The organism is Streptomyces sp. NPDC050211, from assembly GCF_040656035.1.
Classification (GTDB): Bacteria; Actinomycetota; Actinomycetes; order Streptomycetales; family Streptomycetaceae; genus Streptomyces.
This window is the reverse complement of sequence record NZ_JBFALC010000016.1, coordinates 13,730-38,351: the sequence shown is the minus strand read 5'-3', so window position 1 is coordinate 38,351 and position 24,622 is coordinate 13,730. Positions and strand designations below refer to the sequence as shown.

General features: G+C 68.9%; 13 protein-coding genes. 10 read left to right on the top strand and 3 right to left on the bottom strand.

What is annotated here, in order from left to right; genetic code table 11:
• Positions 1-45 precede the first annotated feature (45 nt).
• The 3 genes from AB0I98_RS18685 to AB0I98_RS18675 all read right to left on the bottom strand — a co-directional run bounded on the left by AB0I98_RS18685 (position 46) and on the right by AB0I98_RS18675 (position 3,150).
• Positions 46-945, bottom strand: coding sequence for a carbohydrate ABC transporter permease (locus tag AB0I98_RS18685; protein WP_362942684.1), 900 nt, complete (start codon positions 943-945; stop codon positions 46-48).
• Entirely contained in the window at positions 945-1,832 is an 888-nt protein-coding gene (locus tag AB0I98_RS18680) for a sugar ABC transporter permease (protein WP_362942681.1), read from the bottom strand. Before AB0I98_RS18680 ends, AB0I98_RS18685 begins: the two co-directional genes overlap by 1 nt.
• Positions 1,833-1,899: 67 nt before the next feature.
• Positions 1,900-3,150 (bottom strand): extracellular solute-binding protein, encoded by a 1,251-nt coding sequence (locus AB0I98_RS18675; protein WP_362942678.1) that lies wholly within the window; start codon positions 3,148-3,150, stop codon positions 1,900-1,902.
• Positions 3,151-3,820: 670 nt separating this feature from the next.
• Between AB0I98_RS18675 and AB0I98_RS18670 the strand changes: the two genes are divergently transcribed.
• The 10 genes from AB0I98_RS18670 (at position 3,821) to AB0I98_RS18625 (ending at position 24,385) form a co-directional block, all read left to right on the top strand.
• On the top strand, positions 3,821-6,847 hold the full coding sequence (locus AB0I98_RS18670) for a TIM-barrel domain-containing protein (RefSeq protein ID WP_362942675.1): 3,027 nt from the start codon (positions 3,821-3,823) through the stop codon (positions 6,845-6,847).
• 112 nt (positions 6,848-6,959) lie between these two features.
• Positions 6,960-8,834: a glycoside hydrolase domain-containing protein gene (locus tag AB0I98_RS18665; RefSeq protein WP_362942672.1), complete on the top strand. Its 1,875-nt coding sequence runs from the start codon at positions 6,960-6,962 to the stop codon at positions 8,832-8,834.
• A 110-nt stretch (positions 8,835-8,944) separates the two neighbouring features.
• Positions 8,945-12,469: a beta-galactosidase gene (locus AB0I98_RS18660; RefSeq protein ID WP_362942669.1), complete on the top strand. Its 3,525-nt coding sequence runs from the start codon at positions 8,945-8,947 to the stop codon at positions 12,467-12,469.
• Entirely contained in the window at positions 12,469-14,472 is a 2,004-nt protein-coding gene (locus AB0I98_RS18655) for a TIM-barrel domain-containing protein (RefSeq protein WP_362942666.1), read from the top strand. The genes AB0I98_RS18660 and AB0I98_RS18655 overlap by 1 nt, the downstream gene beginning before the upstream one ends.
• Before the next feature lie 11 nt (positions 14,473-14,483).
• Complete coding sequence (locus tag AB0I98_RS18650; RefSeq protein ID WP_362942663.1) at positions 14,484-15,704, top strand: SGNH/GDSL hydrolase family protein; 1,221 nt, start codon at positions 14,484-14,486, stop codon at positions 15,702-15,704.
• Positions 15,705-15,713: 9 nt separating this feature from the next.
• The gene (locus AB0I98_RS18645; protein ID WP_362942660.1) at positions 15,714-17,864 is read left to right on the top strand and encodes a GDSL-type esterase/lipase family protein; all 2,151 of its coding nucleotides are present in this window, start codon (positions 15,714-15,716) and stop codon (positions 17,862-17,864) included.
• 40 nt (positions 17,865-17,904) lie between these two features.
• Positions 17,905-19,356 carry an alpha-L-fucosidase gene (locus tag AB0I98_RS18640; RefSeq protein ID WP_362942657.1) on the top strand — a complete coding sequence of 484 codons (1,452 nt, stop codon included), beginning with the start codon at positions 17,905-17,907 and terminating at the stop codon, positions 19,354-19,356.
• A gap of 5 nt (positions 19,357-19,361) precedes the next feature.
• Positions 19,362-20,324, top strand: a complete 963-nt coding sequence (locus AB0I98_RS18635; protein WP_362942654.1) for a hypothetical protein — start codon at positions 19,362-19,364, stop codon at positions 20,322-20,324.
• Positions 20,321-21,229, top strand: coding sequence for a beta-glucosidase (locus tag AB0I98_RS18630; protein WP_362942651.1), 909 nt, complete (start codon positions 20,321-20,323; stop codon positions 21,227-21,229). The genes AB0I98_RS18635 and AB0I98_RS18630 overlap by 4 nt, the downstream gene beginning before the upstream one ends.
• Positions 21,230-21,256: 27 nt before the next feature.
• The gene (locus tag AB0I98_RS18625; protein ID WP_362942648.1) at positions 21,257-24,385 is read left to right on the top strand and encodes an alpha-N-acetylglucosaminidase TIM-barrel domain-containing protein; all 3,129 of its coding nucleotides are present in this window, start codon (positions 21,257-21,259) and stop codon (positions 24,383-24,385) included.
• Positions 24,386-24,622: the final 237 nt, after the last annotated feature.

Sequence of the window (24,622 nt, the reverse complement as noted above, 5' to 3'; positions counted from 1 at the left end):
CGGAGCCCGCTCAGGAAGGGGGCGCGACATGTGTGCGCCCGCAGATCACTTGACGCCGCCGGCCGTCAGACCGCTGATCAGATAGCGTTCCACGAAGACGAACAGGACGACGACCGGCACGATCGCGATCAGTGACGTGGCGAAGAGATACTGCCATTGCTCCTGGTAGGCCGTGACGAATCCGGGGATGGCCTTGGTCAGCGTCGTCCGGTCGCCGGACGAGGTGATGGTGAGGGCGACGACGTACTCGTTCCACGCCCCGATGAACGTGTAGACGAGCGCGGTCACCACGCCGGGCAGCGCCAGCGGAAGGGTGACCCTGACCATCGCACCCAGCCGGCCGGCCCCGTCCACGTACGCCGCCTCCTCAAGCTCCTTGGGGATGCTCGCGAAGTACGCGTTGAGGATCCAGATGCAGAACGGCAGGTTGAACGCCGCGTTGACCAGGATCAGCCCCTCCGCGGTGTCGGTCAGATCGAGGCTGACCATCTCCCGGTAGATGCCGACCAGTAGTGCGGTCGGCGCGAACATCTGGGTGACCAGCACCAGCAGCAGGAAGGCGCCGCGCCCACGGAAGCGGTGGCGGGCGGTGTAGTAGGCGGCGGGCAGCCCCACGGCAAGCGCGAGGAGCGTGGACATCCCGGCGACGTACAGCGAGAACAAGAGCGCGTCGGAGACCGGCGGATCCGTCAGCGACCAGACGTCGGCGAAGTTGGACCACTCCCACTGATGCGGCAGATAGGACGGCGGCGACTTCATCAGTTCCGGCGTCGGCTTCAGGGCCGTCAGCAGCATCTGCAGGTACGGCGCAAGGAACATCAGGGCCACCAGCCAGCCCACCCCGGTGAGCACGACGGTGCGCAGCCGCAGCGGACGCCGCCGGGCCTTTGCGGATCGGGCCGTTGCGGATTGGACTGTTGTGGGCCGGGCCGTGGCGGCGGACATCAGCCGATCTCCTCTCGCCTGCGGACGACGTGCAGGTACACCAGCACGACCAGGAGGATCAGCGCGAAGTTCACGACGGCCATGGCCGCCGACTCGCCGACGGCCTGGTTGTCGAACGCCAGCTTGTACATGTAGGTGGTGGTCGTGTCGGTGGCGAAGCCGGGACCGCCGCGGGTCATGGCCCAGATGATCGGGAAGGAGTTGAACACGTTGATGACGTTGATGACGGCGGCGACCAGCAGGGACGGGCGCAGCAGCGGCAGCGTGACGGACAGATAGGTGCGGGCCGGTCCCGCGCCGTCCAGGCGGGCCGCCTCGTACACCTCGGCCGGGATGGTTCCCAGGCCGGAGAGGATGACGAACGCGGTGAACGGCAGCGAGACGAAGACCGCCACGGCCATCATCCAGACGAACGCCTGGACCGGGTGGGCCAGCCAGTTCACCGGTTTGTCCAGGATTCCTACGTCCATGAGTACGCGGTTGACGACGCCGTAGAAGTTGCTGAGCATCCAGCGCCAGGTCAGCGCCGTCATCAGAACCGATGCCGCCCAGGGCACGATCAGCGCCCAGCGGACCATCCGGCGCCCGGGGAAACGGGAGTTGAGCAACTGCGCCAGTGCCAGCGAGACGGTGATGGTGACCGTGACCACGCCCACGACCCAGACCAGGGTGCGCAGCACCACGCCGGGCAGGTCCGGCTCGGCGAACAGATCGGCGTAGTTGGCGCCACCCGCGAAGCCGCGGGTCAGTCCGGTGGAGCTGATGTCCATCAGGGACGTACGGACCATCTCGACGACGGGCCAGATGACCACGGCCAGGATCAGCGCGAGCGCGGGGCCGAGCCACAGCAGCGGTTCAAGTGCCCGCAGGCGGCGGCCGTTTCGCACGCGACTTGGCGGTGCCTCAGGTGTCCGTTCCTCCGTGCGCGTGGTGACGTCCTGTACGGCCACCCCGTCAGCCGTCCTTCTCGGCGGTCTCCTGGATGTCGCCCAGGACCTCCTTGGGCTCGGCGCCCGACACGGCGGTGCCGATGCGCTGCTTCACGGCGCCCTCGACGGTCGCCCAGTTCGGGTTGTCGGTGGGTGCGAACCGCGCGCCCGACAGCGCGTCGACGAACGGCTTGTAATAGGCGGAGTCCGAACTCAGCGCGTCACCGGCCGACTTGGTGACCGACAGGAAGCCCTCTGTGGACAGGAACTTCGAGGCGTTCTCCTTCTGGTAGAAGAAGTCGAGGAACTTGTTGACGGCTTCGCGGTTCTTGCCCTCGTCCTTCTTGAAGGCCACCAAGTAGTCCTGGACACCGAGCGTGTTGTGGGTCGTGCCGTCCTTGCTCGGCAGCGGCGCGACGCCGTAGTTCAGGTTCTTGTCGACCGTGTCGATGAAGCCCTTGCGCATGAAGACGGCGCCGTTGAGCATGCCGATCTTCCCTTGCGCGAACTGGTTGAAGACGTCCTTGCGGTTGGTGGCCTCGGGGTTGGGCTGGGTCAGCCCGGCCTTCGTGAGCTTCCGCAGGTAGTCCAGCGTTTCGACGTTGGCCCGCTGGTCGACCGTCCACTTACCCGACTTGTCGGTCCAGCCGCCGCCGTTGTTCATCGCCCAGATGTAGAACTCGGCCTGGGCCTCCTCCGCGCCGAGCGGCAGGCCCAGCGGGATGTCGCCGGCCTTCTTGATCTTCCGGGCGGCCTCCTCGACCTCGGCCCAACTGGACGGCGGCTCGGAGATCTTGGCCTTGTCGAAGATGTCCTTGTTGTAGAAGAAGAGCCGCGCACTGGAGATGAACGGCAGGCCGTACTGGACGCCTTCGTACTGCGCCTGGTCGGCGAAGAGCGGCAGGAAGTCGGCGAGCACCTTCGGTGACACGACGTCCTTGGCCTGGTGGATCAGGTCGTCGCGGGCGAAGTCGGAGAACTTGTTGTAGTTGAGGACGTCGGGTTGCTGCCCGGTCTGGACGTACGTTTTGACCTTGGAGTCCAGTTGCTCCCAGTCGACAACCTCCAACTCGACCTGGTAGCCGGGGTTCTCCTCCTCGAAGGCCTTGATGAGGTTCGCCCAGTACGGCTGGGTGTCGTCGTCGTACTTGGCGGCCACGAATCTGATCGTTTTTCCGTCGGAGTCGCCGCCACCGGACGAACCTCCCTTGCCGCATCCGGTGAGGACCAGGGCGAGGGCCACGCCGGTTGCGGTGCCGATGAGGTGCCGTTTCACGAGAGACCACCTTCGTGCTGGAACCGAGTGATTGTTTCTGCTCGAAAGTCGCTCAGTTCAAGCATTAATATCCATCATGCCCAACATGGCGGGCGCGATGTCAAGAGCGGCGATTGCCGATGCGGCCGTCGTGCTCGACTTCGCCGGCGAGGCGGCGGTGGAGCGCACTCGGTTCGCTACCACCGAACGGGTGTTGCTGCGCGCCCTGTTCGTCGAGGGTCTTGAGTGCCTTCGGGCGGAGTGCGAGCCGCGTGCCGGTGCAGCCGACGTCCGTTCCTCCCCAGTCCCGGCGGTGCGCGTGCCCAGTCCCGGCGGTGCGCGTGGTGACGCCCCGTCATCCGGCCCGCTCGAGGACCCTGCCCTGACCGCGGACCATCCTGGCCCCGCCTGTGTGGTGGACCCCGGGCAGGCAAGCCGGATACCCCGAACTGGGACCGGTTCACACAGAATTTACCGCCGTCTTCCCCGGGTGCGCCCCCTTCCCCGGCAGGGCGCGCACCCGGTCAGGCCCCATGGTCAGGGGCCACAGAGGCCGATGGTGCTGTCGGGAAATCATGGAAGGGAATGTTGACAGCTGATGTTTATAGCCAGAACATGAGCAGAAATGAGCATGATCTTGCCGTGCTGCCCCGCGAAGCAACGCCCCGCCCCGCCCCGCAGGAGGACGTGAGTGCGCACCCAACCGCTCAGACGGCGCAAAACTCGTAGTCTCGGAACGCTGTTGGCCGCCTCGCTGGCCCTGACGTTCATACCGCCCGTCACCGAATCCCTCACCACAAAGGCCCAGGCGGACACCGCCGACCGGCCGAAGGTGACCCAGAGCGCGGACGGCCTCACCCTGTCCGTGCCGGGCACCAAGAACACACCCGGCTACTCCGTCGCCATCGCCACCGACGAACTCGCCCTCACCACCGAGCGCTCCGGAAAGACCGTGCTCGACACCGCGGGCGGCGACACCGGAGGACTCCGCTTCCGCTCCGACGAGAAGTGGGAGCACGCCACCGCGGTCACCGACTGGACTTGGCAGAGCGGCGTCCTCACCCTCACCACCGACACCACCCTCGACGGCGCCACCGTCCAGGCCAGGCTCACACCCGAAGCCGACCGCTACCAGCTGGACTGGGACGTCGAAGGTGGCAACCCCGACCAACTGGGCCTGGCATACGACCTGTCGTCGGCCGGCCACTGGTACGGCCACGGCGAGGCGGAGACCCCGCAGGGCGGTCCCGGCGTCAACCAGCCCTGGCCGCTCGACGCCGGTGAGGTCGACCACGAGACCTTCGGCCCGGCGTCGTACAACATGATCGACCCGTTCTGGTACACCTCCAAGTCGACCGGTCTACGCGTCGACACCGGCGACGTCATGGACGTGGCGCTCAACAAGGGCAAGGACGGTCTCGGCACTTTCACCATCGAGTCGCCCGACACCTACAAGGCCACCGTGTTCGTCGAGTCGACCCCGCTTGAGGTCTACCGCGACTACATCGGCATCGTCGGCAAGCCGACCAAGTCCGACGCCACGTACGAGCAGTACGCCAAGCCGCTGTGGAATTCCTGGGCGCAGTTCTACACCAAGATCGACCAGGAGAAACTGCTCGACTACGCCACCGACCTCTCCGACAACGGTCTGGACGGGCACACCATCCAGCTCGACGACAAGTGGGAGTCGAACTACGGCAATCTCACCTGGGATCCCAAGACTTTCCCCGATCCCAAGGGCCTCTCCAAGAAGATCCACGACATGGGGTTCGACTTCGGCATCTGGGTCACCCTGTGGATCAACCTGGACTCCGACAACTACCAGTACGCGGTCGACAACGGCTACCTGCTCATGGACGCCAAGGACACGAACAAGCCGTGCGAAGTGACCTGGTGGAACGGCCAGGCAGGGATCATCGACCTGGCCAACCCCGAAGCCAAGGCCTGGTACGAGGGCAACCTCAAGAAGCTGATGGACACGTACGACATCGACGGGCTGAAGTTCGACACCCGCTTCTTCGACGAGAAGTGCGCGCCGCGCGAGGGCCACCAGGCCACGGACTACCAGAAGCTCGGCACCGAGCTCGCCGACGAGTTCGACCTCCAGGGCGCCGGAATCCGGGTGCACTGGAACCAGACGGCCCACGAGGCCGGCTTCGTCACCCGCCAGGTCGACAAGGGCACCGGCTGGGACTCCCTGCGCGCCTCCGCCACCCAGAACCTGGCCATCTCCACCATCGGCTACCCGTTCGTCGAGTCCGACATGATCGGCGGCTCCGGCGGCCAGCCCGCACCGACGAAGGACGTACTGGTGCGGTGGGCGCAGTCCGCCTCGCTGATGCCACTCATGTACGCCTCGACATCCCCGGTGGACACCAACGACACCACCACCGGCCAGAAGGTGGACTACGACCAGGAGACGGTCGACCTCTACCGGGAGGCGATCGAGACCCACGAGAAGCTCGCCCCCTACATCTGGGACCAGGTGCAGAGCACCCTGAAGACCGGCGATCCGATCATGCGGCCGCTGTTCTTCGACTTCCCGAAGGACAAAGCGAGTTACACGGTCACCGATGAGTGGATGCTCGGCCCGGCCGTGCTCGCCGCGCCCAAGCTGAGCACCGGCGCCACCCGCTCGGTCCATTTGCCGCCGGGCACGTGGTACGACGTGAACCAGGGCACGGTGATCCGCGGCCCCAAGACCCTCAAGGGGTACGCGGCGCCGCTCGGCGTGACCCCGGCCTTCGTCAACCTCAAGGCCAAGGGCGCCGCCAAGGCCATCAAGGCGCTCAAGCGGGACGACGCGCCGGCCGCCTCCGTCCTGATCAGCCCGGACGCCCCGTCCACCGACGCCGGCACGCCGTTCGAGGTGACCACCGAGGTGACCAACTGGGGCACCCGGACCCTCAAGAACGCCACGGCGGCACTGGACCTGCCCGACGGCTGGACTGCCAAGGCGACCGGCCCGACCACCGCGCAGTCCCTCAAGAACGGCGCCACACTCACCACCACCTGGACGGTGACCCCGGCCGACGACGCCCGCTGGGGCAGCCACGACCTCACTGGCACTGTCATCTACACCGGATACGACGGGTCGCAGAAGGTGTCCGACACCGTGCCGGCGCAGGTGAAGGCCGCCCCGGGCAGCGTGCAGGAGCCGTACCTGACGGCCGACACGACCTCCGGGGGCGCCCAATACGCCCAGAGCGGCGACCAGTTCGCCATCTGGGCGAGCGGCCAGGATCTGTCCGGCTGGAAGGATGAGAAGGGCGTCATCTACCGCGACGACGCGGCCGGGGAAAAGGCCACCGTGCAGGCCCAGTTGGTCTCCCAGGACAGCGCCTCACCGGTCGGCAAGGCAGGCATCGCCCTCGCCAACGACCTGACGGCGCCCGAGAAGGGCGGTTACGCGGTGCTGGTCATGACCGAGAGCTACGGCCTGGAGTTCATGACCGACAGCGACGGTGACGGGAAGCTCGACACCTGGGCGGGCGGTGGCTCCACCTACCACCCGGCGCATCTCAAGCTGACCCGGGACGGCGCCACCTACACCGCGTATGCCAGCAAGGACGGCGAGACCTGGTCGCAGGTCGGCACCGCCCAGGTGCCGTCGGCCACCGGTACCGGTGACGCCGGGATGGTCGCCAGCGCGGCCAACGTGAACTACCCCGGCGAGAACATCGAAGCCGTCTTCAGCGGATTCTCCGTCACCTCCTGACGGGCCGTTGCCGCTGACACCACCCCCGTTTCCCGGCAGGCCTCCCACTTCCGTGGGGCCCGCCGGGGACGGGCCAGTCCCTGCACGTCCATGAGAGAGGGAACCCACCCCCATGGCACGTACGTCCTCAGCAGTCGCCGGCTTCGTCGCGGGCGTCGTCGTGGCCGCGAGCACCACCGCGATAGCCGTCACCGGCACCACTGGCGCGACCACCGGCACCGACCTCGATTCCAAGGCCACCACCACCTGGCTGACCGTCAAGGTCGCCGACGCCATGGGCACCAGGGACACCATCACCTGGGTTCCCACCGGCTCCTTCGCCGGCTCCGCGGAGGAGCGGGTCCCGCGCTACCCGATGACCGCCATCCAGGGCAAGGACACCAAGGAGCTGAAGCTCTCCGCCGTGCGCAACGAGCAGGTCTCGGCGCAGTTGGCGATCGCCTCCGGCCAGGACCTCGACAACGTCAAGGCCGTGGTCGGCGACCTCACCGGGCCCGGCGGCGCGAAGCTGTCCGGTGACGACACCCAGGTCCGGTTCGTCAAGTACGTGCCCGTGCAGCGCTCCAAGAGCGAGGTCGACTGGTCCGCCACCATCGACCAGGTCAGCTCCGGCAAAGAGGTGTCCGGCGACCGCAACCCCGATGTGGTCGGCGACGCGCTCGAGGAGCGGTCCTCCGTGGACGTGCCCGCGTACGCGGCGCAGCCGCTGTGGTTCACCTTCCAGATCCCCGAGAAGGCCAGGCCCGGCACCTACACCGGCACGGTGAAGGTCGACGCCGACGGCCGCACCCAGGCCAGCTACCCGCTGACCATCGAGGTCGCGGACGCGAGCGTGCCCGACCCGGAGGACTACGACTTCTTCCTCGACGTATGGGCGCAGCCGGAGACAATGGCCAAGAACCACGGCATCAAGCTCTGGTCCGACCAGCACTGGAAGCTGATCGAGAAGTACAACCGCGACCTGGCTTCGCGCGGCCAGAAGGTCATCAACACCACCATCGTCGACAACCCGTGGCACCACCAGTGGTCGCTCGGCACCCGGGAGTCGCAGACGGCCACGCCGTACACCAGCATGGTGGGCTGGACCTGGAACGGAAAGACGTTCTCCTTCGACTTCGGCCGCTGGGACAAGTACGTCCAGACCGCCAGACGCGCCGGTCTCGGGCCCGGCATCGGTGCCTTCTCCATGCTGGCGTTCCAGGACCAGGAGCACCTCACCTACACCGACACCCGCACCGGCAAGACGGTCTACGAGAACGTCGCTCTGGGCGGGGACCGTTGGCGGGAGGCGTGGGGAGCGTTCCTTCCGGCCTTCGAGAAGCACCTGAAGGCCAAGGGCTGGCTGGAGGACACCTGGCTGTCCTTCGACGAGCGGCCCATCGACACCATGACGGTCGTCAAGGACTTCGTCCACGAGGTCGCACCGGTCTTCGACGACCGTATCTCCGTGGCCGGTTCGATCAGCACCGAGGGCGTGGCGTCCAACCTGTCCGTCGACTGGGGCGGCATCGACGCGATGACAAAGGAGAAGGTGGCGGAGCGGCGCAAGGCCGGGAAAACCACGACCTTCTATGTGTACGGTTCGCCGGCCCACCCCAACACGCTGTCGTACTCGCCGGCCGTCGAGTCGCGGATGCTGCCGTGGATCTCCGCCCAGCGGAATCTGGACGGTTTCCTGCGCTGGTCGTACAACAGCTGGACCAGCGACCCCTTCAAGCAGCCGGTGCACATCTTCACCCAGGGCGACGAGTATCTGGTCTACCCGGGCAAGGACGGCCCGATGTCCAGCATCCGCTGGGAGCAGCTGAAGGAGGGCATCGAGGACTACGAACTCATCGCCCAGCTGCGGAAGAAGGACGGCGGCGCCGACAGCGACGCCCTGACCGAGGCCCTCACCACCGCGACCCGGAACCTCGACGGCCGGACGAAGGACGTCGGCGACATCGAGACCGCGCGGGCTGCAGTCGTGAAGGGGCTGACGTCATGAGGGGTAAGTGGAGATCTCTGCTGCTCGCCGGAGCCCTCTCTGTCATGCCCCTGACTAGTACAGGAGCTGCCGCAGCACCGGTTCAGGCGGAGCTGACGGCCCCACACACCGTGACCTACGACCAGTACTCCGTGCGGGTCGACGGTAAACCCCTGTACATCTGGGGCGCCGAGTTCCACTACTTCCGGCTGCCCAGCCCTGACGCGTGGCGCGATGTACTGCAGAAGATCAAGGCGGGCGGATTCAACGCTGTCTCGCTCTACTTCGACTGGGGCTACCACTCGGCCAAGCCCGGCTCGTACGACTTCACCGGTACCCGTGACGTGGAGCGGCTGCTCGACGAGGCCGAGCGCGCGGGCCTGTATGTGATCGCCCGCCCGGGCCCGTACATCAACGCGGAGGTCTCCGGCGGCGGCATGCCCGCCTGGCGGAAGACACAGGCCGGCGTGAACCGCACCTCCGAGCCGGAGTACATGAAGGCGGCCCGGGAGTGGATGAGCCGGATCAACCCGATCATCGCTCGGCACCAACTCACCCGTGGCACCGGCAATGTGATCCTGTATCAGGTCGAGAACGAGTACCAGGGCGGTCGCCAGGACGCCGACTACATGCAGACCCTCATCGACTGGGCGAAGGAAGACGGCATCGACGTGCCCACCTTCGTCAATGACGGCGGTGCCAACAAGAACTGGGTCAGCGGCAAGGGCGCCCCGGACATCTACGGCTTCGACGCCTACCCGCAGGGCTTCGACTGCAAGGACCCCGACACCTGGAAGAACCTGCCCGACTACTCGTACGTCAATGAGTGGAAGCCCGAGTCTCCCCTGATCATCCCGGAGGCACAGGGCGGCGCCTTCGACCCCTGGGGCGGCACCGGATACCAGGACTGCGCGAAGCTCACCGGCACCGACTTCACCCGGGTGTTCAGCAAGATGAACATCGCCGCCGGGGTGAGCGGCCAGTCCTTCTACATGACGTACGGCGGCACCAACTGGGGCTGGCTCGCCGACCCCAACGCGGTCTACACATCGTACGACTACGGGGCCCCGATCAACGAGTCCCGCCAACTGACTGACAAGTACCAGGAGTTCAAGCGCCTCGGTTACATGGTCAACTCCGTCACCTCACTGGCGCGCACCGACAAGGCCGAAGCCCCTGCCCCGTCCGACGACGCCCTGCGCATCGACCGGCGCGTCAACCCCGACGACGGCACCCAGTTCTTCACCGTCCGGCACGCCGACACCCGCGTGAAGGACAAGGACGAGACCACCCTGTCGCTGAAGGGCGCGGACGGCGACTACCCGCGCGTACCCCAGCAGGGAACGATCACCGTCGACGGCCGGGACGCCAAACTTCTCGTCGCGGGCTACGACTTGAGCGAGAACCAGCGGCTCGTCTACTCCACCTCGGAGATCATGACGCACGCCCGGATCGATGACCGGGACGTGGCGCTGCTGTACGGGCGTGCGGGCGAGGCCGGCGAGACCGTGCTGCGGTACGCCGAGCGGCCAAAGGCCACCGTCCTCGACGGTGATGTCACGACCACCTGGGACGCCGAACGCGGCGATCTGCGGCTGAACTACACGCACAAGGGCCTGGCCCGGGTGCTGGTGAACGGCATGGAACTGCTGATCGCCGACACCGCCGAGACCGCCCACTGGTGGCAACAGGACACCGCCGCGGGCCCGGTTCTCGTACGAGGCCCCGCCCTCGTCCGTACGGCCGAACAGGCGGACGGCACTCTGAAGTTGACCGGCGACTCCACCAAGGCCGCGAAGATCGAGGTCATCGCGGACGCCAAGACGGTGACCTGGAACGGCCGCAAGGTCGCCGTCACCCAGGCCCCGCGCCCGGTCGAGCTGCCCGCGCTGACGACGTGGAAGTACAAGGAGGAGGCACCGGAGTCCGCCCCGGGCTTCGACGACTCCTCCTGGACCACCGCCGACCACCTCACCGCCAACAACCCGGAGCTCGCCGGGTCGCTGCCGGTCCTCGCGATGGACGAGTACGGCTATCACCACGGCAACGTCTGGTACCGCGGCCGGTTCAAGACCACGGGCCAGGCGACCGGGCTCGCGCTGAACGCCAACACCGGCCCGACCGGCCAGTACGCGGTCTGGCTCAACGGCCGCTACCTCGGCAGCTCCGGCGACGGCGCGCACACCTTCGACATCCCGTCCGGGACGCTCAAGGCGGAAGGTGACAACGTCCTTTCCGTGCTCGCCGAGAACGCGGGCCACAACGAGGAATGGGGCCACGACTACTCCAAGGAGCCGCGCGGCCTGCTCGGCGCCGAGGTGGTCGGCGGGGCCTCCACGCTCACCTGGAAGATCCAGGGCAGCCGGGGTGGCGAGGACCCGGTCGACACTGCCCGGGGCCCGTACAACAACGGCGGGCTTTACGGGGAGCGGGCCGGCTGGTCGCTGCCGGGCTTCCCGGACGGCGGCTGGATGAGCACCACCCTGTCCGGGCAGTCTGGGAAGACCGGGCCCGGCGTGCGCTGGTACCGCACCTCCGCCCGGCTCGACCTGCCGCAGGGCCAGGACAACGCGATCGCACTCGATCTCGCCGAAGCCGACGACGGTACCGGCTACCGCGCCCAGATCTTCGTCAACGGCTGGCTGATCGGCCGCTACCTGCCGGACACCGGACCCCAGACACGGTTCGTCATCCCCAAGGGGATCCTGCGAGAGCAGGGCAGCAACACCATCGCCCTGGCCGTGTGGTCCACCGGGGCCGACGCGGGGCCGGGTTCGGCGAAGCTCGTCGACCTCGGCGCCTCGGCGGGCGGGATCAAGGTCGGTCCGGTGGCAGCGCCCTCGTACGACGCCGAGACCTACGCCATGCCGACCGCGGGCGCCCATGTCACCGTCGACGCCGAGCCGTTCCTGGGCACGGGTACCGCCACCGAGGTTCCTGTGTCGCTCACCGTGCCGAAGGGCGCGCCCACGGCTCGGGACGTACAGCTGACGCTGACGACGCCCGACGGCTGGACCGCGACCACCGACGACACGACCCGTTTCGCCCGGGTCCGGCCCGTCGACACGGTGACCGCCACCTACACCGTGACCCCGCCCGGCGACCCGGTCCACTACGCCGTCCTGTCCGCGACCGCCACGCTCACACAGCCCGGCCGTCCGGGCACCGTCACCGGCGAACGGGCCGTGCAGGTGCCGCCGCCGGGGCTGTCCGCTGACGCCTACGTGAGCGACCTGACCCTGATCAAGGCCGTCAACGGCTGGGGCCCGGTGGAAAGGGACACCTCCAACGGCGAGTCCGCGGCGGGCGACGGGCGGACGCTCTCAGTCGGCGGCACCTCGTACGCCAAGGGCCTCGGCGTGCACGCGAACAGCCAGGTCCGGGTCTATCTCGGCGGCGGCTGCACCCGCTTCACCGCCACGGCCGGGGTGGACGACGAGGTCGGCGACAACGGCAGCGTCTCCTTCCAGGTCATCGCCGATGGCCGCACCCTCGCCACCACGCCGGTGCTGTACGGCTCGGACGGCGGTACCGCGATCGACGCGGACGTGACCGGCGCCCGCTGGCTGGACCTGTTGGTCGACGGCGACGGCGATGTGTCCACGGACCACGCCGACTGGGCCGACGCCAAGCTGACCTGCGGCGGCGGTGCCTGATGCCCAGGCTGAGACGAACCGTCCGCAGCGGCTCGGCGGCGCTGGTCCTGGCCGCGCCGCTACTCGGATCGGCCCCAGCGGCCGCCGACTCCGGGCCGATCACCTTCGCGACATCCGCCTACGAACTGCGCGTCGCCACGGACCGGTTGACCGTCACCACCGTACGGGCGGGTCGGACCGTCCTGGCCACCGCGCCCGCGGCGTTCCGGTTCCGGATCGGCGCCGACTGGCACCTCGTCCGGGAGGTCACCGGCAGCACGCGTGACGGCAACACCTTGCGCGTCACCGCCGCCACCGACCTGCCGGGCGTCACCGTCGATCTGCGGATCACCCTGCGCTCCGACCGGTACGACATGCACTGGTCCCTGTCGGGCGCCCGGGCCGACGCGCTCAGCACGGCGTACGACCTCGGCAGCGCCGGGCACTGGTACGGGCACGGCGAGAACAGCGACCAGACCATCCAGCCGTGGCCGCTGGACTCCGGACAGCTGGTGGACACCGGGTTCAGTCCGGCGTCGTACCAGGTGGTTTCCCCCTTCTGGTACACCTCCAGTGCCACCGGGCTGCGGGCGCACACGAGCGACCCGATGGACGTGCGGATCAACTCCGGTGGCAACGGGCTCGGCGAGTTCACCGTCACCGGCGAACGGCCCTCCGCCTCCACGGTGTTCGTCGAGGACACCCCGGCCGAGGTGTACCGCGACCACATCGCGCTGGTCGGCAAGCCCGAACGCTCCGACACCCCCTACGAGCAGTACGCCACCCCCCTCTGGAACTCCTGGGCCCAGCTCTACGGCGAGCAGACCCCGGAGAACGTCCTCGCCTGGGCCCGCGCGCTGGCCGGCGCCGGGCTCGGCGGGCACGCGGTGCAGATCGAGGAGAGCGTGATCGCGGCCGACTTCGGCGAACGCTTCCCCGATCTGCCCACGCTTTCCCGGGAGTTGGGCCGCCTCGGGTTCGACCTCGGCATGTGGACCGGCCTGTACATGCCCGAGACCGCCGCCAACTTCTCCCACGCCGTCGACAACGGCTACCTGCTGAAGGACCCCTCCGACCCGTCCAAGCCGTGCCTCTTCACCTGGTGGAACGGTCGGCAGACCGGGCTGATCGACCTGGCGAACCCGGCCGCCCGGCAGTGGTATACCGACGACCTCCGCGCGCAGACAAGCGAGTTGAGGGTCGCCGGGTTCAAGTTCGACACCGCCTTCTTCGACGACCGGTGCGCCCCCTATCCGGGGGCGACCCGCGCCGACTACGTGAAGTACGGCACCGAGCTGGCCGACGAGTTCGACCAGCAGGGCGCCGGGCTGCGGGTCGCGTGGAACGCCGCGCAGGACAAGGGCTTCGCCACCCGCACGGCCGACAAGCCGACCACCTTCGGCGGGCTGCGCGCCGCGGTCTCGGCCAACCTGGCCGTCTCCACGATCGGTTACCCGTTCGTCGAGACCGACATGATCGGCGGCTCGCTCAGCTATCCGCCGCCCACCAAGGAGGTCCTGGCCCGCTGGGCGCAGGCGGCGTCCCTGATGCCGCTGATGTACGCCTCCACCTCACCCACCGGCGTACGGGACGCGACGACCGGCGAGTGGGTCGGCTATGACAAGGAGACGGTCGAGCTCTACCGGTCGGCCATCGCGACGCACGAGCGGCTGGCCCCGTACATCTGGGACCAGGTGCAGCAGACGTTGAAGGCCGGTGACCCGATCATGCGGCCGCTGTTCTTCGACTTCCCGAAGGACGGGGCGAGTTACACGGTCACCGACGAGTGGATGCTCGGCCCGGCCGTGCTCGCCGCACCCCAGCTTGACGAAGGCACCACCCGGGACATCTTCCTGCCCTCCGGAACGTGGCGCGACGTCACCAACGGCAAGGTCGTCCGCGGCCCCGTGACGCTCAAGGGATACGCGGCCCCGCTCGGGGTGACCCCGGCGTTCGTGAACCTCAAGGCCAAGGGTGCCAACAAGGCGTACCAGGCGCTCGCCCGCACCGGCGCGGAACGGTAGGGGGCGGGCACATGCATGCGATACGCGGCAGGCTCGCAGCGTTGCTCCTTGCGGTCTCGGCCGTCGTGGCGGGGACGATGGCGCCCGCCGAGGCCGGTCAGCAGGACGATCGGCGCGGCTGGACGGGAACTTGGGCGACGGCGGCCAGCGAGCACTACGAAGTCTCGGGTATGTCCGAGGTGACGGTACGGATGCCGGTGCACACCAGCGTCGGCGGCTCATCCGTACGCATCCGCCTGACCAACGCCTACGCCACCGACCCGGTGACTATCGGGCACGCGACCGTGGGCCTGCGCGACGGCGGCTCCGCAGTGCCGCGCCCGTACGACCTACGGTTCGGCGGGAAGCGCGCGGTCACCATCCCGGCGGGCGGAGAGGCGGTCAGCGATCCCCTCCGCCTCTCCGTGCCGGCCCTGGCCGACCTGGTCGTCAGTCTCCATCTGCCCCGCGAGGTCACGCACATCACCGATCACTGGTGGGCGCAGCAGACCGTCTACTGGACGGATTACGGAGCGGGCGACCACGCCGCCGACACCGCCGGCGACGCCTTCACCTGGACCACCACGAGCTGGCCCTTCCTCAGCGGCGTCGACGTGACCGCGCCGAGGACTGGATCGGTGGTGGCGCTCGGTGACTCCATCACCGACGGGTCCTTCTCGACGCCCGACACCAACCAGCGCTGGCCCGACCTGCTCTCCGCCCGGCTGAACGCCTGCCGGCCCGGCGCCGGGGTGCTCAACGCTGGCATCACCAGCAACCGGATCACCGCCGGGACCGCGACCAACCCCTCGGCCCTGGACCGCCTCGAACGGGACGTGCTCTCCCAGCCGGGGGCCAGGACCCTGGTCCTCTTCGAGGGCATCAACGATCTCGGCGGGGCGAGTGCCGAGCAGATCATCGCCGGGATGACGGAGATCGCGGACCGGGCGCACCAGCGCGGGATGCGGGTCGTCGCCGCCACGATCACCCCGTACAAGGACTTCACCTGGGGCGGCTGGAGCGAGGAGACGGAGGCGCGGCGGCAGCAGGTCAACGCGTTCGTCCGGGACTCCGGCGAGGTCTTCGACGACTACGCGGACTTCGACAAGGCGGTACGGGACCCGGCGGACCCGCGGCGGCTCGGCGCGGCATACGACTCGGGCGACCATCTGCATCCCAACGACGCCGGGATGAAGGCCTTCGCCGACTCCATCGACCTCGCCGCGCTCGGGCTCGGCCGCGGCTGTTCCTGAGGAGGACCCGTGTTCGGACATCTACGTGGACACCTGCGTGAACGCCGAAGATTCGCAGCCCTGACCACGGCCGTGGCGGCCGTCCTGGCGGCCCTGCTCCCGGCGACTCCGGCCGCGGCCGAGACCAAGCAGCCGGAGTGGACAGGGACTTGGGCAACCGCGCAGCACGCCTCGTACGACCCGGGCACCTCGGAGGTGACCGTACGGATACCGGTGCGTGTGAGCGCCGGCGGGTCGAGCGTGCGCATCCGGCTGACCAACGGCTTCACGACCGAGCCGGTGAAGATCGGGCATGCGACCGTGGGCCGCAGTGGCGGCGGCTCGGCCGTCGCGAAGCCGTACGAGCTGCGGTTCGGCGGCAAGGACGAGGTGACGATCGCTGCCGGGGAACAGGCGGTGAGCGATGCCGTCAGGATCCCCGTGCCGGCCCGCAGCGACCTGGTCGTCAGCCTGTACTTCCCTGGCCGGCTCACCCACATCAGCCAGCACTGGATGGGCCTCCAGACCGTCTACTGGACGCCCGACGGCGGCGGTGACCACGCCTCGGACGCCGCCGGGGACGCCTTCACCAGGACCGACTCCACGTTCCCGTTCCTGACCGGAGTCGATGTGCGGGGCGGTGACACGGCGGGCGCCGTCGTGGCGCTCGGCGACTCCATCACCGACGGGGCGTCCTCCACGGCCAACGCCAACCGGCGCTGGCCCGACTATCTGGCGGGGCGGCTGTCGGCCTGCTCGTCCACCGCCGGGGTGCTGAACGAGGGCATCAGCGGCAACCGGATCACGGCCGGCGTCGACGGCAACCCGTCGGCGCTGGACCGGCTGGAACGCGATGTGCTGTCACAGCCGGGCGCTCGGACGGTGATTCTTTTCGAGGGCGTCAACGACCTCAGCTGGGGCGGCGCCACCGGCGATCAGGTGATCGACGGCATGAAGGAGATCGCGCACCGCGCCCACGCCCGCGGGCTGCGTGTGATCGGCGCGACCGTCGTCCCGTACCGCGGCTGGGGCGACTGGTGGACCGAGGCGAAGGAGGCCGACCGGCAGAAGGTCAACACATTCGTACGCGACGGCGGCGTCTTCGACGACTACGCCGACTTCGACAAGGCGGTACGGGATCCGGCCGACCCCACCCGCTACGCCGCCGCGTTCGACTCCGGTGACCATCTGCACCCGAACGACACCGGGATGAAGGCGTTCGCCGACGCGGTCGACCTCACCACCCTCGGGGCGGGCCGGGACTGCCCCTCGGCCCGCGTCCGGCTCACCCCGTACCTGCCGACCCTGCAAGTCGGCGGTGACGGTACGGAGATCACGTCGACCGTCACCAACACCGGTCCCAAAACGGTCACTCAGGTCAGTACGCGCCTCGATGTCCCCGACGGCTGGTCCGCCGAACCGGCCGACAGCGCACGCTTCCGCTCCCTCGCGCCGGGCGACAGCGCCACCGTCACCTGGACGGTGACCCCGGCGGCCGACGCGGCCTGGGGCACCCACCAGATCGGCGTACGCACCTCCTTCCGCCAGGACGGCCGTACACGGCGCGACTCCGACAGCGTGGACGCCACGGTGACCCCCGTCCCGTTCGCCGTCAAGCCGCCGTATCTGACGACCGCCACCACCACCGAAGAGGCCCAATACGCCCAGAATGGCGACCAGTTCGCCATCTGGGCGGGCGGCCAGGACCTGTCCGGCTGGAAGGACGAGAAGGCGGCGGTCTACCTCGCCGACGCCGTGCCGCCGTCCGGCACCGTGACCGCTCGCGTCGTCGGTCAGACCGGCAGCGGCCCGTCCGCCAAGGCGGGCATCGCCGTCGCCAACGACCTCACCGCGCCCGAAGCGGGCGGCTACGCGGTGCTCACCATGTCGAAGCAATACGGCCTGGAGTTCCTGACCGACAGCGACGGCGACGGCCGACTCGACACCTGGGCCGGCGGCGGCAGTTCGTACCACCCGGCCTGGCTGAAGCTCGTCCGCGACGGCTCCGCCTACACCGCGTACGCCAGCCCAGACGGCACCGCATGGCAGCAGGTCGCCACCGCCACCGTGCCGTCCGCGACCGGCACCGGCGAGGCCGGAATGGTCGCGAGCGCCGTCAACCTCAACTACCCGGGCCAGACCACGACAGCACTCTTCGACTCCTTCTCCACGCACGAGTGATCCACCTACGAGTGATCCACGCAGAGTGAGAGGCACGTTCATGGCAGTCGACCGCAGACACTTCATGACCACCGCGGCCGCCCTCGGCGGCGCGGTGCTGCTCGCCCCGCCCGGTACCGCCCAGGCGCTGGCGCAGGGTGCCGTGTCCGGCGTCCCGGGCATTCCCGACTACGAGCCCACCAAGGCGTCCCTCGACGCCCACCCGGTGCCTCGCTGGTACAAGGACGCCAAGTTCGGCATCTTCGTCCACTGGGGCGTCTACTCGGTGCCCGGCGGCTCCGCACGGCGCATCGCCGCCGAGTGGTACCTCTGGTACCAGAGCTACAAGGACACCGCCGAGTGGAAGTACCACCGCGACACCTACGGCCAGGACTTCGTCTACGACGACTTCATCCCGCAGTTCAAGGCGGAGAACTACGACCCGGACTCCTGGGTGAAACTGTTCGAGCAGGCGGGCGCCGAGTACTTCGCGCTGACCAGCAAACACCACGACGGATTCGCCCTGTACCCCAGCGAGTTCACCGACCGGCACTCGGTCAAGTACGGCCCCGAGCGCGACCTGGTCGGCGAACTGATGACCGCGGCCCGCAAGCGCGGCACCGTGCGGCCCGGCCTGTACTACTCGATCGGCGAGTTCTTCAACCCGTCGATCGGCCGGCCGATGAGGAACTTCTACACCGACGAAGAGATCCCGATGGTCGGCTACAAGCCGGTCGATGACTACATCGGCGACTACGAACTCAAGCAGCTGTACGAGATCGTCGACCGCTACGACCCGGACCTGCTCTGGGCGGACGGCCAGTGGTTCCGGCCGACGGGCGAACCGCCGTGGCGCAGCGAGGAACCCCTCGCCCACTACTACAACCAGGCCAAGAACCGGCGCAGGCCCAAGGGAGTCGTGGTCAACGACCGCTTCGACACCCACTTCGACTTCGCGACCTACGAGCAGCGCACCAACCCCACCATGGATCCGCAGAAGTGGGAGTGCTGCATCACCATGGGCTACTCCTGGGGCTACAACAAGCACGAGCTGGACGAGGACTACAAGACCTCCGAGTTCCTCATCCACCTGCTCGCCGACGTGGTCAGCAAGAACGGCAACCTGCTCCTCAACATCGGCCCCAAGCCGGACGGCACCATCCCCGAGATCATGCAGAAGCGACTGCGCGACATGGGCGCCTGGCTGGACGTCAACGGCCCCGCGATCTACGGGTCGGCGCCGTGGGTGCGGGCCGAGGAGGAGGGCGGCGGGCTCGGTGTCCGCTACACGGTCTCGCCCGGCAAGTTCAACATCATCGTGCTCGGCACGCCCAGCGGCACCCTGTCGGTTCCCGGCGACATCCCGATCAGCGCCACCTCACGGATACGACTGCTCGGCCGCAAGGAGCCGCTGCGGTGGACCCGCGGGGACGGAAAGATCCACATCACCGTCCCGTCCAGCCTGCCCAGCGATATCGCGAACACCTTCACCGTCGACTGGGACCGGGGATGAGCGCGATGGCCGTACGACGTACCGGAACCGCACTGGACACCCTCGGGCCCACGCTCTCCGTCACCACGCAACCGGCAGCCCCGGCCGCCGGTGACGCGGTGACGGCCACCACGGTCCTCACCAACGACTGCCCGTTCCCGCTGCGCAACGCCGTCCTCTACCTGATCGACCCGGGAGCGACGACGGCCACGCGGACCATCCCCCTCGGAGACCTCCGGCCCGGCGTGAAGCTGACCCGCAGTTGGCGGACCCAGATGCCCTCCGGAGTGGCGGGGGCCGTGTCGTTCACCGCACACGTGGTCTTCGACGTCGACGGGCACAGCGCCGACTGCGCCCGGTCCGCCAAGACGTTCACCATCCCTTATGAGGCCAACGGTGTGAAGGACCCGTATCTGACGCATGCGACCACCGATGACGCCAAGTACGGCCAGTACGGCACCCAGTTGGTGATCTGGTCGGGGGGCCGTGACCTGTCCGGCGGCACCGACGAGAAGGGCGGCCTCCATCTCCCCGGAGCCGCTGCCGAGTCCTGCGTGGTGCAGGTGAAGGCGGTCAGCCTGACCGGCAGTGACAACCCGTCCGCCAAGTACGGGCTCGCGATCGCCAACGACCTGACCGCGCCGGAGGCGGGCGGCTACGCCGTGCTGACCATGTCGAAGCAGTACGGCCTGGAGTTCGTGACGGACAGCGACGGTGACGGGCGCGTGGACACCTGGGCCGGCACCGGCAACTCCTACCACCCGGCCTGGCTGCGGCTGGTGCGTTCCGGCACCACGTACACCGCGTACGCCACGAGCAACACACTCAAGTGGGACGAGATCGTCACCGTGACCGTCCCCTCGGCGACCGGCGCCGCGGACGTCGGTGTCGTCGCCAGCGCGGTCAACTTCAACTACCCCGGCACGACCGTCCAGGCGGTCTTCGACCACTTCACGGTGGAGAACGCAGCGATGGAGGAAGCACCGTGAGCAGTCGCGCGTACCGTCCCTACCGTCCCGAAGAGGATTTCCTCGCACCTCCCGTCACGCTCACCGTGGCACCTACCACCCCGAAGGCGGGGGAGGAGGTGACCTTGACCGCCACCCTCACCAACACCACCCGGATCGCGCTGCGTGACACGGTCCTCTACCTGGCCGTGGACGGCGCCGGGAAGCCGTCGGGGCTGGGCAGCCTGGCGCCCGGCGCGAAGGCCACCCGCAGCTGGCGGACCGCACTGGACGCTGACGCCGAAGGCGAGATCGCCTTCACCGCCCACGCGGTCTTCGACGTCCACAGGAACGGCTCCGACTGCGTCCGCGCCTCGTCGTCGGTGCGGCTGCCGAACCGCTCGCTGGCCGGCGCGTTCGACAACAAGGGCATCGCCTCCGACGAGCTCTTCACGGTCGCCGACATCGACGGGTCACGTTCCGCCCTGTCCGCGCAGGCCCTGGCCTCGGTCGGGCTGAAGCCGGGTGCGGAGGTGACGTACGACGGCGTGGGCTTCACCTGGCCGGACGCCGAACCCGGAACCGAGGACAACGTCGTTTCCACTGGGCAGACCGTGCTGCTGTCCGGCTCGGGCTCCCGCCTTGCCTTCCTCGGCACCAGCACCTGGGGCGAAGGCAAAGGCGAAGGGAAGGTCCTGTACGCCGATGGCAGCGAGCAGGCGTTCTCCGTCGCCGTACCCGACTGGTACGGGGCGCACGGCTCCGCCGCCGTGGTGGTGCCGTACCGCCTCCTCCCCACCGGCCGGGACGACATCCCCGTCAGCCTCTTCGTGTTCGACGTGGCGCTCCAGGACAGGGAGTTGCAAGCGGTTGTACTGCCGAAGGTCAGTGACGGCCTGCTGTCCGGCGTTCCGGCGCTGCACATATTCGCGATGACGGTCGCCTGACAGTGCGTTCCGCAAGAAGGGAAGCTCATGCACAGCAATGAAGGTGTCACCCGCAGACGGGTGTTGACGGGCGTGGTGGCTCTGGGCGGCACGGTGCTGGCACCGCCGACGACCGCCGGGGCGGCAGGAACCGCCGGGACCGTCGGGAGCACGACGGCGGAGTTCGACACCGCTACGGCCGCCGCGGCGCTGCGGCGCCTCATGCCCGATCACCACCGGCAGGTCGCACTGCGCGCGATCGCGGACAGCGGCGCGGACCGCTTCCGGGTCACCGGCCGGGCCGGGCACATCACGGTCGAGGGCACCAGCCCCGCCGTACTCCTCACCGGCTTCAACACCTATCTGGCGCAGGTCACCAAGGCCGACATCTCGTGGAACGGCCGGCAGTTGAACCTCCCGCGTACGCTCCCGGCGCCCGCGGCGGCGATCACGGGAACGGCGAACGTGCCCCACCGATTCGCCTTCAACGACACCAACGAGGGCTACACCGGCCCCTATCGGGGCTGGGCGGCGTGGGAACGCGAGATCGACGTCCTCGCGCTGCACGGCATCAACGAGGTCCTCGTCTACATCGGTGCCGACGCCGTCTACTACGACACCTTCCGGGAGTTCGGCTACACGGACGCCGAACTACGGGCCTGGATCCCCGCCCCCGCGCACCAGCCCTGGTGGCTGCTGCAGAACATGTCGGGGTTCGGCGGTCCGGTGTCCAAGCGGCTCATCGATCAGCGCGCCGCCCTCGCCAAGAAGATCATCCGGCGGGTGCGCGAGCTGGGCATGACCCCGGTGCTGCCCGGCTACTACGGCACCGTGCCGGACGACTTCCGAGCCAAGCAGCCCGGCGCGTCCCTGGTGGCCCAGGGCTCCTGGGGTGCCTTCAAACGCCCCGACTGGCTCGATCCGCGCACGTCGCTGTTCGCCGACGTCGCCGCCGCGTTCTACCGGCACCAACGGGAACGCTTCGGCGACAGCGCCATGTACAAGATGGACCTGCTGCACGAGGGCGGCAATCCCGGTGACGTGCCGGTGAGCGAGGCCGCCAAGGCCGTCGAGGCCGCTCTCCAGAAGGCACACCCCGGAGCCGTCTGGGCCATCCTGGGCTGGCAGAACAACCCGAGCCGGGAGATTCTCGGAGCTGTCGACAAGACCACGATGCTCGTCGTCGACGGCCTGTCCGACCGCTACGCCACCGTCACCGACCGGGAGAGCGACTGGGACGGCACTCCGTACGCCTTCGGCAGCATCTGGAACTTCGGAGGTCACACCCCGATCGGCGCCAACGCCCCCGACTGGGTGGAGCAGTACCCGAAGTGGCGCGACAAGGAAGGCAGCGCGCTCTCCGGGATCGCGATGATGCCGGAGGGCGCCGACAACAACCCCGCCGCGATGGCCCTGTTCACGGAGCTGGCCTGGACGCCCGGCACCATCGACCTCGACGACTGGTTCGCCTCGTACGCCGTGTCCCGGTACGGCGGCGAGGACCCGCACGCCATCGCGGCCTGGAAGACGATCCGCGACACCGCGTACAACATGTCCCGCAAGGACGGGTGGAGCGAGGCGCCCGACGGGCTGTTCGGCGCCCGGCCGAGTCTGGGCGCCAACAAGGCCGCCGCATGGGGTCCGGAGGCCGACCGCTACGACACGACGGCCTTCGACAAGGCCCTCACCGAACTCCTCCAGGTCGCACCGCGGCTGCGTGACAGCTCCGCCTACACCTACGACCTGACCGACGTGACCCGTCAGGTGCTGTCCAACCGCAGCCGGGTCCTGCTGCCCCGGATCAAGGCGGCATACGAGGCCGGGGACCGCGCCGGCTTCGACCGGCTCACCAGGACCTGGCTCAGCTGGATGAAGCTGATGGACAAGGTCCTGGCCACGTCCCCGCAGCACCTGCTCGGACGGTGGCTGGCCGACGCCCGGTCCTGGGGCGCAAGCAGGGCCGAGAAGGACCAACTGGAGTACGACGCACGGTCGATCATCACCACCTGGGGCGGTCGGGCGAGCAGCGAGGAAGGGCTGCACGACTACGCGAACCGGGAATGGGCAGGGCTGGTCGGCGGCCTGTACCACACGCGCTGGAAGACGTACTTCGCCGAGTTGTCCGCCGCGATCTCGGCCGGCCGGGAGCCGGCCGAGATCGACTGGTTCGCGCTGGAGGACCGCTGGGCGCACCAGCACGACAGCTACCCGGTGAAGACGTCGGGCGATATCCACAAGCTGGCCCGGCAGGTGCGGGACACCCTCGCCGCCGATCCCGACCAGGTGACACTGACCGCGTCCGCCGACCGGGGCGCGGTGGCGGAGGGCCACCCCGTGACGGTCACCGTGTCGTTCACCAACCGCAACGGCTTCGGGCCGGCGACGGATGTGACGCTGTCCCTCGACGCACCGGAGGGGATGACCGCCGAGCCGTCCGGCACGACCACCGCGGCGTCGGTCGCACCGGGCAAGACCTTCTCGGCGACCTTCACGGTGACCCTCACCCAGGCCACCGGTGCGCTGATCTCCCGGGTGCCGGTGGGCGCGTCCTACCGGAGCGGCGGTACGCGTGGCTCGGCGTTGGCGAGTGTCCGGCTCATGGCGGGCACCGGGGTGGGCGACCCCTACCGGAGCGCCTCCTTCAACGACGCGGTCTTCGGCCAGTCCGGGGACGCGCTCGCCATCGAGGGTGCGGGCGCCGACCTGTGGGGCGGTACCAACGAGTTCGGCACGGTCTACCGTGCCGCCGCCTTCGGGACCGCCTCGACCGCCACGGTCCGGGTCACCTCGCAGGACACCACCGGCGGATGGGCCCGCGCCGGTCTGATCGTCCGCAACGACCTCTCCGAGAACGCCAACGGCTCGGCCGGTTACGTCAATCTGGCGGTGACGCCGTCCAACGGCTGCGCACTGTCCTGGGACTCCGACGGCAACGGCCAGTTCGACTCCATCGCACTGGCCGGGTCCCTCGCCGCCCCGGTGCACCTGCGGCTGACGCGCTTCGGCGACACGTACACCGGTGAGTGCAGCCGTGACGGCGTCTCCTGGACCAAGGTCGGCACCGCCACCCCGGGCGGCGTTGCCGACACCCAGGACATCGGCGTCTTCATGACGGCCGCCAACGGCTGGACGGGTACTCGCGGGATCGCCGGTTTCGAGCACTTCTCCGTCGACTGAGCGGGCGGGCCGGGCCTGGCCGGGGCCGCATCCGCGTCGCGGAGCCACTGCAGTTCAGGCTGAGGTGGACGTCGGCGGCCCGGACGGGCAGCGCTCCGGCGAGCCGGCCGAGCACGGTCGGCGCCGTCCGCAGCAGCAGATGACGGTGAAGGGGGCGTCGGGATCGCTATGAGCCCGGGGCGCTGACCGGGCCCGGTGCAGGAGGGCAGCGGCGACTCGTGGGGATATGGCGACCAG

What these genes read in the sequence shown, in the direction of transcription:
- AB0I98_RS18685 (WP_362942684.1), bottom strand. Translation starts at nt 945, where the DNA reads ATGTCCGCCGCCACGGCCCGGCCCACAACAGTCCAATCCGCAACGGCC.
- AB0I98_RS18665 (WP_362942672.1), top strand. Translation starts at nt 6,960, where the DNA reads ATGGCACGTACGTCCTCAGCAGTCGCCGGCTTCGTCGCGGGCGTCGTC.
- AB0I98_RS18655 (WP_362942666.1), top strand. Translation starts at nt 12,469, where the DNA reads ATGCCCAGGCTGAGACGAACCGTCCGCAGCGGCTCGGCGGCGCTGGTC.
- AB0I98_RS18650 (WP_362942663.1), top strand. Translation starts at nt 14,484, where the DNA reads ATGCATGCGATACGCGGCAGGCTCGCAGCGTTGCTCCTTGCGGTCTCG.
- AB0I98_RS18640 (WP_362942657.1), top strand. Translation starts at nt 17,905, where the DNA reads ATGGCAGTCGACCGCAGACACTTCATGACCACCGCGGCCGCCCTCGGC.
- AB0I98_RS18635 (WP_362942654.1), top strand. Translation starts at nt 19,362, where the DNA reads ATGGCCGTACGACGTACCGGAACCGCACTGGACACCCTCGGGCCCACG.
- AB0I98_RS18625 (WP_362942648.1), top strand. Translation starts at nt 21,257, where the DNA reads ATGCACAGCAATGAAGGTGTCACCCGCAGACGGGTGTTGACGGGCGTG.